The organism is Streptomyces sp. CBMA291 (assembly GCF_014596525.1).
Classification (GTDB): domain Bacteria; phylum Actinomycetota; class Actinomycetes; order Streptomycetales; family Streptomycetaceae; genus Streptomyces.
This window is the reverse complement of record NZ_MSJP01000003.1, coordinates 43,437-56,918: the sequence shown is the minus strand read 5'-3', so window position 1 is coordinate 56,918 and position 13,482 is coordinate 43,437. Positions and strand designations below refer to the sequence as shown.

13 protein-coding genes are annotated in these 13,482 nt (G+C 72.3%); 4 read left to right on the top strand and 9 right to left on the bottom strand.

All coding sequences use genetic code 11. The features are described 5' to 3' along the window. Positions 1–22: 22 nt before the first annotated feature. Positions 23–172: a hypothetical protein gene (locus BU197_RS00495; protein WP_223183546.1), complete on the top strand. Its 150-nt coding sequence runs from the start codon at positions 23–25 to the stop codon at positions 170–172. A gap of 43 nt (positions 173–215) precedes the next feature. Here BU197_RS00495 and BU197_RS00490 read toward each other — a convergent pair whose 3' ends face one another. The 5 genes from BU197_RS00490 to BU197_RS00470 form a co-directional block, all read right to left on the bottom strand. Next, positions 216–398: a hypothetical protein gene (locus BU197_RS00490; RefSeq protein ID WP_188266130.1), complete on the bottom strand. Its 183-nt coding sequence runs from the start codon at positions 396–398 to the stop codon at positions 216–218. 253 nt (positions 399–651) lie between these two features. Further along, positions 652–975 (bottom strand): hypothetical protein, encoded by a 324-nt coding sequence (locus BU197_RS00485; RefSeq protein WP_188266129.1) that lies wholly within the window; start codon positions 973–975, stop codon positions 652–654. Continuing rightward, the gene (locus BU197_RS00480) at positions 972–1,340 is read right to left on the bottom strand and encodes a WhiB family transcriptional regulator (protein WP_188266128.1); all 369 of its coding nucleotides are present in this window, start codon (positions 1,338–1,340) and stop codon (positions 972–974) included. Before BU197_RS00480 ends, BU197_RS00485 begins: the two co-directional genes overlap by 4 nt. Positions 1,341–1,513: 173 nt before the next feature. Further along, the gene (locus BU197_RS00475; protein ID WP_317452239.1) at positions 1,514–1,864 is read right to left on the bottom strand and encodes a hypothetical protein; all 351 of its coding nucleotides are present in this window, start codon (positions 1,862–1,864) and stop codon (positions 1,514–1,516) included. Between the two features lie 172 nt (positions 1,865–2,036). Then, positions 2,037–4,217 carry an ATP-dependent DNA helicase UvrD2 gene (locus BU197_RS00470; RefSeq protein ID WP_188266127.1) on the bottom strand — a complete coding sequence of 727 codons (2,181 nt, stop codon included), beginning with the start codon at positions 4,215–4,217 and terminating at the stop codon, positions 2,037–2,039. Between the two features lie 147 nt (positions 4,218–4,364). Here BU197_RS00470 and BU197_RS00465 point away from each other — a divergent pair, with 147 nt between their 5' ends. Further along, positions 4,365–4,619, top strand: coding sequence for a mycoredoxin (locus BU197_RS00465; RefSeq protein WP_188266126.1), 255 nt, complete (start codon positions 4,365–4,367; stop codon positions 4,617–4,619). Between the two features lie 75 nt (positions 4,620–4,694). Here the strand turns inward: BU197_RS00465 and BU197_RS00460 are convergent, their stop codons facing one another. Next, a complete protein-coding gene (locus tag BU197_RS00460; protein ID WP_188266125.1) occupies positions 4,695–5,471 on the bottom strand; it encodes a helix-turn-helix domain-containing protein in 777 nt (258 codons plus the stop codon). A 329-nt stretch (positions 5,472–5,800) separates the two neighbouring features. Between BU197_RS00460 and BU197_RS00455 the strand changes: the two genes are divergently transcribed. After that, complete coding sequence (locus BU197_RS00455; protein WP_188266124.1) at positions 5,801–6,268, top strand: hypothetical protein; 468 nt, start codon at positions 5,801–5,803, stop codon at positions 6,266–6,268. Positions 6,269–6,358: 90 nt separating this feature from the next. Further along, positions 6,359–7,030, top strand: coding sequence for a class I SAM-dependent methyltransferase (locus tag BU197_RS00450; protein WP_188266123.1), 672 nt, complete (start codon positions 6,359–6,361; stop codon positions 7,028–7,030). 266 nt (positions 7,031–7,296) lie between these two features. Here BU197_RS00450 and nudC read toward each other — a convergent pair whose 3' ends face one another. The 3 genes from nudC to BU197_RS00435 are packed head-to-tail and all read right to left on the bottom strand — an operon-like array spanning position 7,297 to position 13,421. After that, the gene (gene nudC, locus BU197_RS00445) at positions 7,297–8,241 is read right to left on the bottom strand and encodes an NAD(+) diphosphatase (protein WP_188266122.1); all 945 of its coding nucleotides are present in this window, start codon (positions 8,239–8,241) and stop codon (positions 7,297–7,299) included. A 35-nt stretch (positions 8,242–8,276) separates the two neighbouring features. Beyond that, positions 8,277–9,695, bottom strand: coding sequence for a dipeptidase (locus tag BU197_RS00440; RefSeq protein ID WP_188266121.1), 1,419 nt, complete (start codon positions 9,693–9,695; stop codon positions 8,277–8,279). A 9-nt stretch (positions 9,696–9,704) separates the two neighbouring features. Further along, a complete protein-coding gene (locus tag BU197_RS00435; RefSeq protein WP_188266120.1) occupies positions 9,705–13,421 on the bottom strand; it encodes an ATP-dependent helicase in 3,717 nt (1,238 codons plus the stop codon). Positions 13,422–13,482 lie beyond the last annotated feature (61 nt).

Sequence of the window (13,482 nt, the reverse complement as noted above, 5' to 3'; positions counted from 1 at the left end):
CTCGCTCGTGGCAGGAGGGGTCGTGGCCGCCGACATCCTGAAGGCGGCCGACTGGTTCCAGATCATGTCCTACTCCTACCGGCGATGGCCTGCCGGCGTCACCACGTGCAGGGTGATCGGCGGTGTCTTCGCCCTCGCGGGTGCCGCCGCCCTCGTCGACGCGCTGCTCTGAACCGGCCGCTCCCCTGCCGCCCGCTCCCCTGCCCGAAAGGGGATCACCACCAGGAGGAGTCGAGGCGGCCCTCGATGGCGCGGAGGTTGGTCCGGGCGCACTCCTCGCAGAAGTACACGCTGCGGCCGTTCTCCACCGCGTGGGTCCAGGTCAGCGGCAGGGCGTCGACGGTCGTGCCGCAGCGCTCGCAGGTGAAGGGTCCCTCGGGGGGTTGGACGTCGTTCACCCTGGTGACGATAGCCCGGTGAAGGGACCGCCGCCCCGGCAATGCACCGCACAGGCCGCGCACCACACAGGCCGCACCGCACGGGCCGCACCACGCAGGCACGCACCGCACAGGCCCCACCACGACGCACCGCACGGGTCGCCCCGGCAACGCGCTGCGGGGGCCGGTCCGACGGACCGGCCCCCGCGGGGGGCGCCCCTGAGGGCGCGGGAGTGGCTGGGCGGCCTCCCGGGGCCGGGCCCCGGGGCGGACGTCACTGCATGACGGCCATGGCCAGCGCGCGGCGGGCGCGGAGCGAGACGCGCTCGGCGCGACGCTGCATGCGCCGGGCGGCGACCAGGCGCAGGGCCTGGCGTTCCGCGTCGGCCTCGCGCCGTCGCTCGTGCATATGGGCACGGGCCAGGGCTTCTGGGATGAGTTGCATTTCACGGGTCCTGTTCTGACGCGCGACGGGCGCCGCGGCGGGAGCGAAGGCTGGGGTGGCGGAGCCGGCGGGCTCGCTGGTGGAAGGGGTCATCGGGGCCTGCTTCTGGGGATCGTGCGTGAGGGGACGGTCGATGGTTCCGGTGATGTTCATGCCGCGACCGGGTTCTTGCGCGGACGGCCACGGGGCCGCTTGCGGGCGACGACCACGCCCTGGACGAACAGCTCGCCGCCCCAGACGCCCCAGGGCTCGCGGCGCTCCTTGGCACCCGCGAGGCAGGCGGCCACGAGCGGACAGGTGCGGCAGAGGGACTTGGCGTACTCCACGTCGGCCGGGGACTCCGCGAAGAAGACCTCGGGGTCGTAGGCACGGCAGGGAACGGGTACGCCGAGGTTCTCGATGGCGTCGTCGAGCGCGGTGAGCGTGGTGAGCGGGGTCAAAGCGGGGTCCTCCGTGAGGCCGGGCTGGGGGATCGATCCGGAAAGCGGTACGGACGGGGCGTGCGCTTCGAGTTGCACGGTGGTCTTTCCTCGTCTGGTCGTTCCGGCCTGTCGGGCCGGGGTTTCGGCTGGTACCGGGTGGTGCTGTACCGAGGCGTCTTCGTGTCGCCGTCCCCGTTCGAGGACAAACAGAAGGGCCGCGGATCCCGGGTGGGGTTCCGCGGCCCTGAAGGCGCCGGTCTGATCGTGTATCAGACTGGATCGCTCCAGGGTTCGAGCCCACGGAAGGCCCACATCGTGTGGTGGTGCTGCGTCGTCTGCTGGGTGCCGGCACCGGTCGCCGCAAAGCCATAGACCATGGCCTCGCCTGCTACTGCTTCCAGTGCCTTGGTCGGTCGCTCGTTCCGGTGCTCCCGCACGGCAGCCGCTCCGAGACCGGACAGACCGGTGACGGGCAGGGCGGCGGCGGGAAGACCGGCGATGGGCAGACCGGTGCCAAGGAGAGCCGAGGCGGGCAGGCAGGTGGAGACGACCGAGTGATCGGTCATTTTGGCGCTGCTGACGAAGCTGGCGGTGCTGGTCTGGTTGATGTAGCTGATCACTGGAATCGCCTCCTCTCGGCGTCTCGGAGGGCTCGGGTGTGAGCCGGACCCTCATGTTTATTTGGACAAGTACAACACGAAGACAGGGCTTCGAAGAAGCCGCCGTTTCCGTGGTTAAGAACCTATGGGGCCTGACCGGGCAGGCGCAAACTATTTTTCCGACGAGTTTTCCTCAGTCCTCGTCCCCTCCTGCCCCACCCTCCTCACCTGCACAGATGGCCAGGACATCGGCGCCGAAGCGACCCAGCTTGCGGGTGCCGACGCCGGAGATCACGGACAGCTCCCCGTCGGTGGCGGGGACCCGCTCGGCGATCGCCATCAGCGTCTTGTCGGTGAACACGCAATAGGCGGGCTGGCCGAGTTCCCTGGCTTGTTCGGAGCGCCAGTCCCGGAGCCGTTCGTAGAGGCCCTCGTCCATGTCCGAGGGGCAGTCCTCGCAGCGGAGCAGCTTCATGGCGCCCGCCTCGGTGAGGGTCGTCCCGCAGACCCGGCACAGGACGGGCCCCCGGTGCCTGCGCCGGGCCGCGCCTGGGGAGCCGCCGGAGGGGCCGGTGCCGCCGGAGGAGGCGACGGTGCCGAGGGAGCCGGAGCCGGGCCGCAGCCCCTTGAGGAAGCGGCTGGGGCGGCGGGAGGCCCGGCCGCCCGGGGAGCGGGAGAGCGACCAGGAGAGCGTGAGGTGGACCCGGGCGCGGGTGACGCCGACGTACAGCAGGCGCCGCTCCTCCTCTATCTGCTCGTCGGTCTTGGCGTAGGTGATGGGGACCATGCCCTCGGTGAGGCCGACGAGGAAGACGGCGTCCCATTCGAGGCCCTTGGCCGCGTGCAGCGAGGCGAGCGTCACGCCCTGGACGGTCGGGGCGTGCTGGGCGGCGGCCCGCTCGTCGAGTTCGGCGACCAGGTCGGAGAGGGTGGCGCCGGGCTTGGCGCGGGTGAAGTCCTCGGCGAGCCGGACGAGGGCGGCGAGGGATTCCCAGCGGTCGCGGACGGCGCCGGAGCCCGTGGGCGGGGTGGTGGTCCAGCCCTTGGTGGACAGGACGGCCCTGACCTGGGAGGGAAGGTCCTCGGCGTCGTCGAGGAGGGAGTCGTTGCCGCCCGCGCGGGCGGCGCCGCGCAGGGCGATGCCCGCCTCCCGTACCTCCTGGCGCTCGAAGAAGCGCTCGGCGCCGCGCAGCTGGTAGGGCACCCCGGCGTCGGCGAGTGCCTGCTCGTACACCTCGGACTGGGCGTTGATCCGGTAGAGGACGGCGATCTCGCCGGCGGGGACGCCCGCGGCGATGAGGTCCCGGATGCGCCGGGCGGTGCCCTCGGCCTCGGTCGGCTCGTCGGCGTACTCCGTGTAGACCGGCTCGGGGCCCCGGTCGCGCTGCGAAACCAGTTCCAGGCGGTGCTCGGCGGCCCGGCCCCGGGCCTGGCTCAGCAGTCCGTTGGCGAGGTGGACGACCTGGGGGGTGGAGCGGTAGTCGCGGACGAGCTTGACGACCGTGGCGCCGGGGTGGCGGGTGCGGAAGTTCAGCAGGTGGTCGGGGGTGGCGCCGGTGAAGGAGTAGATCGTCTGGCTGGCGTCGCCGACGACGCAGAGGTTGTCCCGGTCGCCGAGCCAGAGATCGAGCAGCCGCTGCTGGAGCGGGGAGACGTCCTGGTACTCGTCCACCACGAAGTGCTGGTACTGGGTGCGGATCTGGTCGGCGATGTCGTGCCGGTCCTGGAGGATGCCGACGGTGAGCAGCAGCACGTCCTCGAAGTCGATCACCGAGCGGTCGCGCTTGAGCTGCTCGTACAGGGCGTAGATCTGGCCGATCTCGGCCGGGTCGCGGGGGGCGTCCCGCTGGGCCTTGGCGACGACGGCGGGATAGTCGGCGGGGACGGTCTGGGTGACCTTGGCCCACTCGATCTCGCTGGTGACGTCCCTCAGCTCGTTGCGGTCGAGTCGGATACGGCAGCGGGCCGCCGCGTCGGCGACGAGCTGGATCTTCCGCTCCAGGAGCCGGGGCAGCTCGCCGCCGACGGCTTTCGGCCAGAAGAACTGGAGCTGGCGGAGGGCGGCGGAGTGGAAGGTGCGGGCCTGGACCCCGCCCGCGCCGAGCTGCCGGAGCCGCCCGCGCATCTCGCCCGCGGCACGGTTGGTGAACGTGACGGCCAGCACACTGGCGGGCTGGAGTCTGCCCGAGCGCACCCCGAAGGCGATGCGGTGGGTGATCGCCCGCGTCTTGCCCGTGCCGGCTCCCGCCAGCACGCACACCGGGCCGGTCAGGGCCAGGGCGACCTCGCGCTGCTCGGGGTCGAGCCCGTCGAGCACCGCGTCGGCCGTCTCCGGGACCTGCGGGAAGAGAGTGGAGTGCGTTGCTGCTGTCACCCTCCAATGCTGCCAGGTCGGCGGAGCCCGACGCGGAGGCTTGTCCACAGGGGGCCTCTTCTGTCATACGAATTCCGGGAATGGGACGGACAGGGCGTACGTTCTTCTTCTCGGCACCCGTCAGCGAAACCAGAGGAGCGCCTCGCCATGCAGGGCACTGTGACGATGTACAGCACCACGTGGTGCGGCTACTGCCGCCGACTGAAGAGCCAGATGGACCGTGAGGGCATCGCGTACACCGAGATCAACATCGAGCAGGACCCCGAGTCGGCGGCGTTCGTCGAGAAGGCCAACGGCGGCAACCAGACCGTCCCGACGGTCTTGGCGATTTCCCCCTCTGGCACCGAGTCGGTCATGACGAACCCGAGCCTCGCCCAGGTCAAGCAGGCTCTTGCCGTCTGACCCTCCCGATCCCCCCCCCGTATGTACGACAGGGCCCCCGCTTTCCCGGCGGGGGCCCTGTTCGCTTCCCGGCGATCACTCAGGGGCGCGGGAGTACCGCTTCAAGATCGCCTTGGTTGTGGACTTGTCCACAAGCCGCAGCTCCCACGGCCCCGTGTTCACATCGAAGTCCTTGCCGAACCCGACCCACTTCCCGGCCATCCTCCGGCCCTTCGGCTCCACCAATAGCTGTAGGGCCCCGTGGTAACGGGCACCGTTGTAGTAACCATCGGCGGCCGTCACCTCCACCCATGAGCCGGTGACGACGTTCCGGTCGACGGTCAGGTCGAGAGACAGGGGACTGTCCGGGTTGCTCGACGCCCCTGGGAGACTTTGAGCGGTCAGCCGGTTCCCGTGCTGCACGATCACTACGTAGTGCTTGCCCTCGTACGTGTCACCCCGGCTGGACGAGTAGAACTCGTACCGGCTCAGCCACACCCCCGAGTACTCCCCATCGGCTTGTCCGGCCGACTGGGCGCCGACGGCGGCGGAGGTGACTCCGCTCTGTCCCGCGTCCATGTCATGCCCTCCTGTCCCGTCAGCGCGAACCCTGGCCATCGGTACTGGCAGGGTGAACCCCAGGGCCTCCACGGGACGCCCTGTGACTCTCTCCAAGGCCCGCGCGTACACGCCCCGTGGCGTCTTGCTCGTCCCCGACTCCCAGCGCTGCACTAGCCGCTTGGAAGCCTCGTTCGGCTCCCCTAGTTCCTGCCCCGCCCGGCGGAGTGCCTTGGCAAAGTCGTCTTGGCTTAAGCGCAGGCCGATACGCACGGCCCGCAGCACATCATTCGGCACCACAGGGGTCGTCGTCATAACGTCAAAACTAGCCCCACCCTGCGGCCAATGACACCGGATTGACGCCCATGGAGGCGACATTGACACCCCTGCAAAGGACGCCCCGGTGACGCCCGAAGCGTCGTCACACTGCCCCTTCCTCCCGGAGCAACATCGAGCTCGGACACAGCACCGGCAAAGGAGGCAAGCGGATGACCATGACCGTGCGGTTGTCCCGCGACAGCGGCAGAACCTTCGGCCGACAGGTCGTCTGCCCGAGCGGCGCGGGATCGAAGCCGGCCTCCACGGCAACGCCCGTGAGTGCCCGCTGTGTGACTCCACTCCCCGACGATCCGAAAGGCACAGATGTGACGACCACGAAGCCCACGAACGTCAAGGAACTCATCAGCCCCGATCTGGCGGCCCGGCTCATCTCGGACGTACGCAAGACCTGGCCCGAGCTGAGCGACGACCTCGGCGAGCGGGGCGTGCACCAGATGGTGGCCTATCTCGCCACCGCCGCCCACACTGGCGAGTCCCTGGCCCCGTCGCTCCGCGTCGATCTGTTCTGGCACGCGTTCATCACGCGGACCGTTCCCTACCTGGCCTTCTGCAAGGCCCTGGGGGTGGACTACATCCACCACGTCCCCGAGGACGACGACGCGACCGGCATCGATCCCGAGGAGGGCCGCGCCGCCCTCACCCGCACGAAAGACGCCATCCTGGCCGCCGGTCACATGATCGACGCCGAGTTCTGGCCGGGGACGGGTGCGGGGACGGGTGCGGCCGACTGCACACAGTGCCACGCAGGGTGCCACAACAGCCCGAAGAAGTAACCCGGTTGGGCGGACAATGACCGCCCGAGCAACGCGTAGCCCCCAAGGTCGCAACGGCCTTGGGGGCACCGTCACCTACCAGGGAGAGACGTGCGGCACGACGTAGAGGCATGGGACCAGTGGGCCGCGGACCGGCCCGGCCGACGCGGCACCAACGCGGCCGGTGAGACCACGTGGTTCAACTGGACGGTCCACCCCGACCACGGGCCGGGCGCGGAAGTCCTCGGGGACGTGGGCCCCGGAACTCATGTCCTTGAGCTTGGGTGCGGCTCCGGCGGCAACCTTGCCCACGTCGCCATGCTTGGAGCCCACGCGTCCGGTATCGACCTGTCCCGCTTGCAGGTTCAGGCGGCTCAAGACAGGTACCCGCGTCTCACCGTGCACATGGCTGACGCGCTTGGCTTCCTCGCCGCTCCCCCGGCCCCGTACCACGTCCTCTACAGCGTCTACGGCGCTTCCTGGTTCACCGACCCCGACGACCTGTTGCCGCTCGTCCTCGCCTCGCTCGTCCCCGGCGGCCGGTACGCGTTCTCCCAGAACCCTCCCGCGCTCCCCGGCTGTGTCGGCCCGCAGGCCACACAGATGAAGCCGCCCACGCCCGGCGAGCCGCTGTACGTGAAGCGGTGGGACTACGAGCCGGACGAGTGGGAGTCACGGTTGAAAGGGGCCGGGTTCGTGGACGTACGGGCCCGGATCATCGACCCACCGCCGGGGCGCCGCACGGGCACCCTCCTGGTGACCGCAGACAAGCCACAGCCGTAGAGCCTCGCAGGGGCGAGCGGGGACCCCCGACCGGTCCTGAGACCCATCGCCGGGGGGCTTCGTGTCCGGGTCCCAGCCCGTGTCCGGGTCCCAGCCCGTGTCCGGGGGCCCGGCTCATGTCCGGGAGCCAGCTCCTGTCCGGGCCCCGCTCACGTCCGGGACCCCGCTCGCGTCCGGGTCCCCGCTCGCGTCCGGAGGCCCGGCAGCGGCCCGGTGGGAGCCGAGCCGCTGCCTCCAAGGATCCGCCCCGAAGAAGGCAGGGTGCCTCAGATCACGTTCCCCGGCTTCGGCAGCGGGCGGCCGTACCAGCGTTCGATCAGGCGGGAGGCGATCGAGATGCCGTACGGGGGCAGGATCTCGCCGGACTCGAAGCCCGCCGCGAGGTCCTCGCGGGAGAACCAGCGGGCCTCGTGGATCTCCTCGCCGTCGACGGTGATCTCCGAGGAGACGGCGCGGGCGAAGAAGCCGAGCATCAGGCTGGAGGGGAACGGCCAGGGCTGGCTGGCGATGTACTCGACCTCTCCGATCGTGACGCCCGCCTCCTCCAGGACCTCGCGGGCGACGGTCTGTTCGATGGACTCGCCGGGCTCGACGAAACCGGCCAGGGTCGAGAAGCGGCCCTCCGGCCAGTGGACCTGCCGGCCCAGGAGCGCCCGGTCCTGCTCGTCGGTGACCAGCATGATCACGGCGGGGTCGGTGCGCGGGTAGTGCTCGGCCCCGCAGGCCTGGCAGCGGCGGATGTGTCCGGCGGCGGCGATGACCGTGCGCTCGCCGCAGCGGGAGCAGAAGCGGTGCAGTCGCTGCCAGTTCTCCAGGGCCACGGCGTGCACCAGGAGGCCCGCGTCCCGGTCGGAGAGGAGCAGTCCGGCCTCGCGGAGCCCGGCGGGGCGGGCGGACTGGTCCATCCGGCCCGGCAGGGAGTCCTTCTGGAGCGCGAAGTAGGAGACGCCTTCGGCGTCCGTGCCCAGGAAGTAGCGGTGGGTCTCGGTGACCGGTGCCTCGAACGCCGGGGTCATGACGAGTTCGGTGGTGCCGTCGGGCAGGTCGTCGATGAGCACCTGGCCCCCGGAGACCACGAAGACCCGGGTGGTGGGGTGACTCCAGGCGGCCGCCAGCCAGGCCTCGTCGAGGCGGTGGTGGGCGGCCCGGTCGATCCCGCTCGGGGCGGTGAGCGGGATCGGGCTGCCCGACACATAGTTCAAAAGGCTCACAGGTGCTTCCAACTCCCCCGGATCGGTGTGTGGATTCAGTGGGCGGCGGTGCGGAGGGCGGTGGGCAGGTCCCCCCACAGGTGCGCGGTCGTCTCGACGCCCTTCATGAGCAGATCCAGCTCGATCTTCTCGTTGGGGGCGTGCCAGCCGTCGGACGGGACGGAGATGCCGAGGAAGAGTACGGGTGCTCCGAGGACGTCCTGGAGGTCGGCGGCGGGTCCCGAGCCGCCCTCGCGGGTGTAGCGGATCCTGGCGCCGTCGAAGGCTCGGCTCATGGCCCCGGCGACCGCCTTGAGGGCGGGGTGGCCGAGGGGGGTGAGGCAGGGGCGGGTGGGGGCGCCGAAGTCGACCTCGTAGCGGATGCCTGCGGGGACGAGTCCCTTGAGCCAGTCGCGCACGGCCTGTTCGACCCTGGCCGGGTCCTGTCCCGCGACGAGCCGGAACGACAGCTTGAGCAGGGCGGAGGCGGGGACGATGGTCTTGCCGCCGGGGCCCTGGTAGCCGCCGCCGATGCCGTTGACCTCGGCGGTGGGGCGGGCCCAGACGCGCTCCAGGGTGGAGTGGCCGGCCTCGCCGAGGGTGGCGTGGGACTTGGCCGTGCGCAGCCAGGACTCCTCGTCGAAGGGGAGTTCGGCGACGAGGGCCCGTTCCGCTTCGGTGAGTTCCGTCACGCCGTCGTAGAAGCCGGGGATGGCCACGCGCTCCTCGGCGTCGTGGAGGGCGGCGACGATCCGGCCGGCGACGGTGGCCGGGTTGGGGACGGCGCCGCCGAACGAGCCGGAGTGGATGTCCTGGTCGGGGCCGTACAGCTCGATCTCGCAGTCGGCGAGGCCGCGCATGCCGGTGCAGACGGTGGGGGTGGTCTCGGACCACATGCCGGTGTCGGAGACGATCACGGCGTCGGCGGCGAGCCGGTCGGCGCGGGCCTCGACCAGGGCGCGGAAGTGCGGGGAGCCGGACTCCTCCTCGCCCTCGACGAGCAGCTTGAGGTGGACGGCGGGGGTGGTGCGGCCGGTGGCGGCGAGGTGGGCGCGGACGCCGAGGGTGTGGAAGAACACCTGGCCCTTGTCGTCGGCCGCCCCGCGCGCGTACATCCGTCCGTCGACGACGGTGGGCTCGAAGGGGTCGGTGTGCCAGCCGTCCTCGCGGGCGGCGGGCTGGACGTCGTGGTGGCCGTAGACGAGGACGGTCGGGGCGTCCGGGTCGGCGCAGGGCCACTCGGCGAAGACGGCGGGGGCGCCGTCGGTCTCCCAGATCTCGGTGGTGGGGAAACCGGTCCCGGTCAGCTTGGCGGCGAGCCATTCGGCGCTGCGCCGTACGTCCCCGGCCCGGTCCGGCTGGGCGGAGACGGAGGGGATGCGCAGCCACTCGGCGAGGTCGTCGAGGAAGGCGGCACGGTGCTGGGCTATGTAGGTGCGTACGGCGTGGACGGCGCTGTCCGGGGTCTCGCTCATGCCCCGAGCCTATCCGGCGCCGGGGGGTGCCCCGCCCCGAAGGACGGCCTCGCCGGGGGCGGCGGAGCCGAGGAGGAGGGGCTCCAGTTCGGCGCGGCCCGGCAGCCGGGCGGGGCGGGCGATCTCCCCGGTCCGTACGTACACGAAGGCGGCGGCGACCTCCTCGGGCGGGAGGCCGTGCTGTTCGGCCCAGGCGAGCCGGTAGAGGGCGAGCTGGAGGGGGTCGGCGGTGCGGTGTCTGCTGGTCTTCCAGTCGACGATCTCGTACGCGCCGGTGTCGGGGTCCCGGTAGACGGCGTCGATCCGGCCCCGGACGACCCGCCCGCCGAGGGTGAGGTGGACGGGGACCTCGACCCGGTGGGGGGTGCGGTGGGCGTAGGGGGTGCGGGCGAAGGCCTCCTTGAGTTCGTCGAGGTCCCGTTCGTCGAGGATCTCGGGCTCGCCCGCGAAGTCCTCGCCGCCGGGCAGGTCCTCGGGGCCGAGGAAGGGCAGCGGAAGCTCCTCGAAGCGGGACTCCACCCAGGCGTGGAAGCGGGTGCCCCGGCGGGCCGCGGGCTGCGGCGGCTTGGGCATGGGCCGGGCCAGCTCGCGGGCGAAGCCGTCGGGGTCGGCGGCGAGCCGCAGCACCTGGGAGGCGGAGAGATAGGCGGGCAGCAGCACGTCCCGGGTGGTGGCACGGGCACGCCGCAGCTCGGTGGCGAGGGCGGTGAGATCCCGGTCCCAGGAGGCGACGGTCCGCGCCTCCTCGGGCGAGAGCCCTCGCTCCGGTCCGTCGGACGCACCGCCCGGGGGCAGCGCGAACCCGTGATCCTCCCCCGCGGGGGTGGCCCCGTGCTCCGCTCCCTCAGGGCCCGGCCCGTGCCCCTCCCCCGCAGGAACGGGTCCATGCACCCTTTTCTCGTACGACTCCGCATCCGGCCGCCCGTGAACCGAGTCGGCCCCCTTCCCCGGAGCCCCGGCCCCAGGCTCCCTGGGCCCCGGCACCCCGCCCGCGCGGGTTTCCTCGGGGAGGGTCCGCCGGGGGGAGGTGTCCTCGGGGAGGGTCTCCTCCTCGTCCTCCGCCCAGCCGGGCTCCTCGTCCCAGTCCGGTTCCTCGTCCCAGAGCGGTGCCGTCTCCGGCCCGGGGGGCTCGGGGAGCGGGTCCCGGGGCGCGGGGGTCCGTCCGGTGCCGGGGTCGGCGCCGGTTCCCGGGGCGGTGACGGTGTCCGGGGCGGGGCGGGCCCGCAGTCGGCGGCGGACCAGTTCGGCGGCCGCCTCCCGGCGCCGGAAGGACTCCTCGTCCAGGGGCAGCGGCCAGGCGCGGTCGCGGTCCGCCTCGGCGAGGGTCGGGTTCTCCGCGTCCGGTTCGGGCGCGTCGGCCCAGGCCTCGATCTCGCCGTGGCCGGCCGCGCAGTGGTCGTGGAGGGCCTGGAGGAAGTCCGAGGGGCCCCGGGGCTTCTTCTGCGAGGGGCCCCACCAGTGGGCGGAGCCGATCAGGAGGGAGCGGGGGCGGGTGAAGGTGACGTAGCCCAGCCGCAGTTCCTCGGTGTGCTGGTGGTCCCTCATCTCGTTCTTGAACGCGGTCAGCGCCTTGGCGTCCCAGGTGTCGATCCCGGGCAGGGTGGGGGCGTCGCCGCGCAGGGCGTGCGGGAGGACCTGGGGCTGGGAGGTCCAGGACTCGCGCGCGCGGGTGCTGGGGAACTGGCCGGTGACCAGTCCGGGGACGGCGACGACGTCCCACTCCAGGCCCTTGGACTTGTGGGCGGTGAGGACCTTGACGGTGTTCTCGCCGCCCGGGAGGGCGTTGTCGAGGCCCTTCTCGTACTGGGCGGCCGTCCGCAGGAAGCCGAGGAAGGCGAGCAGGCTCGCCTCGCCGTCGAGGGAGGCGAACCCGGCGGCGACGTCGAGGAAGTGGCCGAGGGTCTCGCGGCGGCGGGCGGCGAGCGCGTGCGGCGAGGCGGACAGCTCGACTTCCAGGCCGGTGGTGGCGAGGACCCGGTGGAGGACGTCCATGAGGGGGTCGGCGAGCGAGGTGCGCAGGGCGCGCAGCTCGGCGGCGAGACGCGCGAAGCGGACCCTGGCCTCGGCGGAGAACGGCAGACCGTCGTCGGGGGCGCCGCCGGAGTCGAGGAAGGTGTCGAGGGCGTCGGCGAGGGAGACGACCTCGGCCGGGTCGACGCCCTCGACGGCGGCGGCGAGCCGCTGCTCGGGGTCGGGCCCGTCGCCGCCCCGGTGCACCAGGAGCCGGGCGCGGCGGCCGAGGAGGGCGAGGTCGCGGGGGCCGATGCGCCAGCGGGGACCGGTGAGGAGGCGGACCAGGGAGGCGTTGGCCCCCGGGTCCTGGAGGACTTCGCAGACGGCGACGAGGTCGGCGATCTCGGGCAGGTGGAGCAGACCGGAGAGTCCGACGACCTCCACGGGCACGTCGCGGGAGACGAGGGCGGCGTGGAGGGCGGGGAAGTCGGTGGCGGTCCGGCACAGGACGGCGATCTCGCCGGGCTCCCGGTCGGTGCGGACGAGGTGGGCGAGGGAGTCGGCGATCCAGTCGATCTCCTCGGCGTGGGTGGGCAGCAGGGCGATGCGGACGCTGCCGTCCCGCTCGGCGCCGGGGGCGGGCCTGAGCGCCTCCACGCCCGCGTGCATCGCGCGCAGGGGGGCGGCGAGGCCGTTGGCGAGGTCGAGGAGGCGTCCGCCGCTGCGCCGGTTCTCGGAGAGGGAGTAGCGGTCGGCGGGGGTGCCGTCCCGGTGCGGGAAGTGCTCGGGGAAGTCGTCGAGGTTGGCGACGGAGGCGCCGCGCCAGCCGTAGATGGCCTGGCAGGGGTCGCCTACGGCGGTCACCGCGTGTCCGGTGGGGCGGCCGGAGGGTCCCTGGCCGAAGAGCCCGGAGAGCAGCAGCCGCTGGGCGACGGAAGTGTCCTGGTACTCGTCGAGGAGGACCACCCGGAACTCGGCGCGGAGGATCTCGCCGACCTCGGGCCGGGTGGTGGCCAGCTCGGCGGAGCGGGCGATCTGGTCGCCGAAGTCGAGCAGGTCCCGGGAGCGTTTGGCGGCGCGGTAGCGGACGACGAGGTCGAGGAGTTCCCCGCGGGCGGCGGCGGCGTCGGGGATCTTGCGCAGTTCGGCGTTGCTGAGCCGGGCCTCGGCGAGGGCGGTGAGCAGCTCGGAGTCGTACGCGCGAAGCCGCTCCGGCGGTACGAGGTGTTCGGCCAGCTCCGCGTCGAGGGCGAGGAGGTCGGTGACGAGGGTCGGGAAGGAGCGGGTGAGGGCCGGGTAGGGGCCGGGTGCCTCGCGCAGTACGCGCGCGGCGAGCTGGTAGCGGGTGGCGTCGGCGAGGAGCCGGGTGGTGGGTTCGAGACCGATGCGCAGACCGTGGTCGGTGAGGAGCTGTCCGGCGAAGGCGTGGTACGTGGAGATGCGGGGCTCGCCGGGGACGTCGTCGGGCGAGAGGGCGGCCGGGCCTTCGGGGTCGGTGACCCCGGCGCGGACGAGGGCGGTGCGGACGCGCTCGGCCAGCTCGCCCGCCGCCTTGTTGGTGAAGGTGAGGCCGAGGACCTGCTCGGGGGCGACCTGTCCGGTGCCGACGAGCCAGACCACACGGGCGGCCATCACCGTCGTCTTGCCCGAACCGGCTCCGGCCACGATGACGTGCGGCGCGAGCGGCGCGGTGATGCAGGCCGTCTGCTCCGGGGTGAAGGGGATCCCCAGAAGCTCCTTGAGCTGCTCGGGATCGGTGATGCGTGCGGTCACTCCAAAGAGGCTAACGCGGACCTCCGACAACGCGGCCCGGCCGGGGCCCGGCGGCTGGTCC

Coding starts and splice junctions, on each gene's coding strand:
- BU197_RS00485 (WP_188266129.1), bottom strand. CDS start 975: ATGAACATCACCGGAACCATCGACCGTCCCCTCACGCACGATCCCCAG.
- BU197_RS00465 (WP_188266126.1), top strand. CDS start 4,365: ATGCAGGGCACTGTGACGATGTACAGCACCACGTGGTGCGGCTACTGC.
- BU197_RS00460 (WP_188266125.1), bottom strand. CDS start 5,471: ATGACGACGACCCCTGTGGTGCCGAATGATGTGCTGCGGGCCGTGCGT.
- BU197_RS00440 (WP_188266121.1), bottom strand. CDS start 9,695: ATGAGCGAGACCCCGGACAGCGCCGTCCACGCCGTACGCACCTACATA.